Below are 2,901 nucleotides of genomic sequence, written 5' to 3' on the forward strand. Positions count from 1 at the left end.
GGCTGGGGCGGGAGGCCGACAGATGTGAGGAGGCTCGATGCCGGAACCGGACAGCGCGGTGCCGCCGGACAGCGCAGCATCAGCAGGGACAGCACAGCGCCGGACAGCGCCGGCGCGGCAGACAGCGCTGACATACGAACGGGCCCGGTCGGAGCTGGAGGAGGTCGTCCGCCGGCTGGAAGCCGGGGGCACCACCCTGGAGGAGTCGCTGTCGCTGTGGGAACGCGGCGAAGAGCTTGCGAAGGTGTGCCAGGCGTTCCTGGAGGGAGCCCGCGCCCGCCTCGACGGCGCCGTCGAGGCCGCCGGTGCCGACGCGGCCGCGGATCCGGGCGCCCACTGAGAATCCAGGCGCCCCTGACGCCAGACGCCCGCTGACGCCAGGCTCACCCGCTGGCGCGCGGCCTGCTGACGCGCGGCCTGCTGACGCGCGGCCTGCTGACGCGCGGCCTGCTGACGCGCGGCCTACGGCGCGGCGTGCGGGCGTAGCGACGCCGCCAGCGCCCCCAGGTCGGCGGCGGACGCCCCGCCCTTGCCACCGCCGTCGGAGACGATCAGCACGACGTCACCGGTCTGGCGGGTCAGCGCCAGATGGCCGGCGTCATCCCGTCTTTCCTGCCAGGACGTTCCGGCGAGCTCGACGGTCCCCGTCACGGGCCGGTCCCCCAGGACGCGTTTGACCGCGTCCCGGGCGTTGCTCTCGTTGAGCTGCGCGTATGTCCTGTCGTCCGGGCGGTCGACGACGTACCCGATCGTCAGCTCGACCGTTCCCGGCTCGGTGTCCGACAGCCCGGAGGCCCGGACCGAGGTGGCCCTCCAGTGGCCGGGCAGGCCGGTCGGCGCCAGGACACCGAAGGGCGCCGACCGCGCGAACGCGGCCACCGGGGCGGCCGTGTCCACCGGGCGCACCGGGTCGCCGCCGCCTCTGGGCATGAACAGCGCGACCAGCAGCACCCCGGCCATCACCACTCCGAGGGACAGCGCCATGTCTCGGATCGTTTCCTGACCGCGTCGTCGTGCCATCGTTCCATCCTGCCGTCCCCGGGACGCGGCCCGACGGGACAGTCGGCCCGCTCGGTCCCTGTCTCGTCCGTGGCGATCCCGTACCGATCATCGTCGGACGGTGGCCCGCGCGCCCGGCCGGCCACCCGTCATGACGGTGGACGGCGGTGGGCCGGGCTGCCGGCGCCCCGGGGCCACAGCCGCGACAGCCGCACACCGGATTCAGGAAACATCATCGATAAAATAATTCCCGGACGCCTGTCGAAGCACCGCCCGTCGAAGCACCGCCCGGCTGAAGTGCGGCCCTGTTGAGGAACGGCCTGGACGTAAGCCAGATAACAGCGTGTCCTCCGGCCAGGCCGAACGCCTGGCGGCGGCCGTCGGTAAACAATAGATGGGCGTCCGGCACGCCCCCTCCGCGTGCCGGACGCCCATACGTGGAGTTGGACGTATGTCCGCCGGTCAAGGTTGCACCAAGTAAGACGATCTAGATGTCACGCACCTGACATTGGCATTCTGAGGACTACCGTCCCAAAAGCGGCGCGATCATATTTCCGTACCGGCCGCCCCGCCGGAGCCAGGTGCCGGTGGGTATCCGCCCGGGTACCGGCCGGCCCCGCCGGACCAAGCGGCCAGGGCACCGCGCGGCCCACACCGGCACCGCGCGGCCCACACCGGCCCCGCGCGGCCACACCGGACGTGACCGGCCACACCGGACGTGACCGGGTGACGTCCGCCCCGCGGCCGGCGGGCCGCCGGTGGCCCGCCGGCTATCGGTGGGCGGATTCACTCATGTGCAACTAGTCTCACTTCCGTGGCAGCCGAAAGCGCGAACCTTCCTGACCCGCTCGTCGTCCAGGGGCAGGCACCCGACCGCAACCTCGCCCTCGAGCTCGTCAGAGTGACCGAGGCGGGGGCCCTCGCGGCCGCCAGATGGGTCGGGCGCGGTGACAAGAACGGCGCCGACCAGGCCGCCGTGGACGCCATGCGACGGCTCGTCGGCACGGTGTCGATGCGGGGCGTCGTCGTCATCGGCGAGGGTGAGAAGGACGAGGCCCCCATGCTCTTCAACGGCGAGGAGGTCGGCTCGGGCGAGGGCCCCGAGTGCGACGTCGCCGTCGACCCGGTGGACGGCACCACCCTCACCGCCAAGGGCATGAACAACGCGATCTCCGTGATGGCGGTGTCCGAACGCGGGTCCATGTACGACGCGAGCGCCTGCTTCTACATGGAGAAGCTCGTCACCGGCCCCGAGGCCGCCGACGTGGTGGACATCACCGCACCGGTCGAGGACAACATCCGGGCCGTCGCCAAGGCCAAGAGCGTGCATCCGCGGGACGTGACCGTCGTCGTCCTGGAACGCCCGCGCCACGTCCAGCTGATCGAGCAGATCCGCGCGGCCGGCGCCCGGGTGAAGCTCATCTCCGACGGGGACGTCGCCGGCGCGGTCATGGCGGCCTCCGCCGACACCGGCGTCGACCTGCTGCTCGGCATCGGTGGCACCCCCGAGGGGATCATCAGCGCGTGCGCGGTGACCTGTCTCGGCGGTGTCATCCAGGGACGGCTGTGGCCGCGGGACGACGCCGAGCGCACCAAGCTCGCCGACGCCGGCCACGATCTTCGGCGCGTACTGACCACCCGCGAGCTCGTGGACAGCAACAACGTCTTCTTCGTCGCCACCGGTATCACCGACGGTGAGCTGCTGGCCGGCGTCCGGTACCGGCCGGGCGGCGCCAACACGTCGTCGCTGGTGATGCGCTCCCGCAGCGGGACGATCCGGCGGGTGGACAGCCAGCATCAACTGACCAAACTCCAGGCGTATTCGACGGTGCCGTTCTGAAGGTACCGTTCTGAACCATGTCGACGACATCGGCGCCGGTGCGGACCGCAGCGGTCCCCCCA

Annotated in this window: 3 protein-coding genes; 2 read left to right on the forward strand and 1 reads right to left on the reverse strand. The window is 71.8% G+C overall.

Annotated elements, in window-relative coordinates:
• Positions 1-37 precede the first annotated feature (37 nt).
• On the forward strand, positions 38-340 hold the full coding sequence (locus tag AC5LSR_RS11785) for an exodeoxyribonuclease VII small subunit (protein WP_250283463.1): 303 nt from the start codon (positions 38-40) through the stop codon (positions 338-340).
• A 122-nt stretch (positions 341-462) separates the two neighbouring features.
• On the opposite strand, the gene AC5LSR_RS11790 is transcribed toward AC5LSR_RS11785, so the two are convergent.
• Positions 463-1,020, reverse strand: coding sequence for a DUF4245 domain-containing protein (locus AC5LSR_RS11790; protein WP_250283461.1), 558 nt, complete (start codon positions 1,018-1,020; stop codon positions 463-465).
• A gap of 793 nt (positions 1,021-1,813) precedes the next feature.
• Between AC5LSR_RS11790 and glpX the strand changes: the two genes are divergently transcribed.
• On the forward strand, positions 1,814-2,839 hold the full coding sequence (gene glpX, locus AC5LSR_RS11795; RefSeq protein WP_250290023.1) for a class II fructose-bisphosphatase: 1,026 nt from the start codon (positions 1,814-1,816) through the stop codon (positions 2,837-2,839).
• Positions 2,840-2,901: the final 62 nt, after the last annotated feature.

The organism is Protofrankia sp. CiP1_Cm_nod4 (assembly GCF_982290645.1).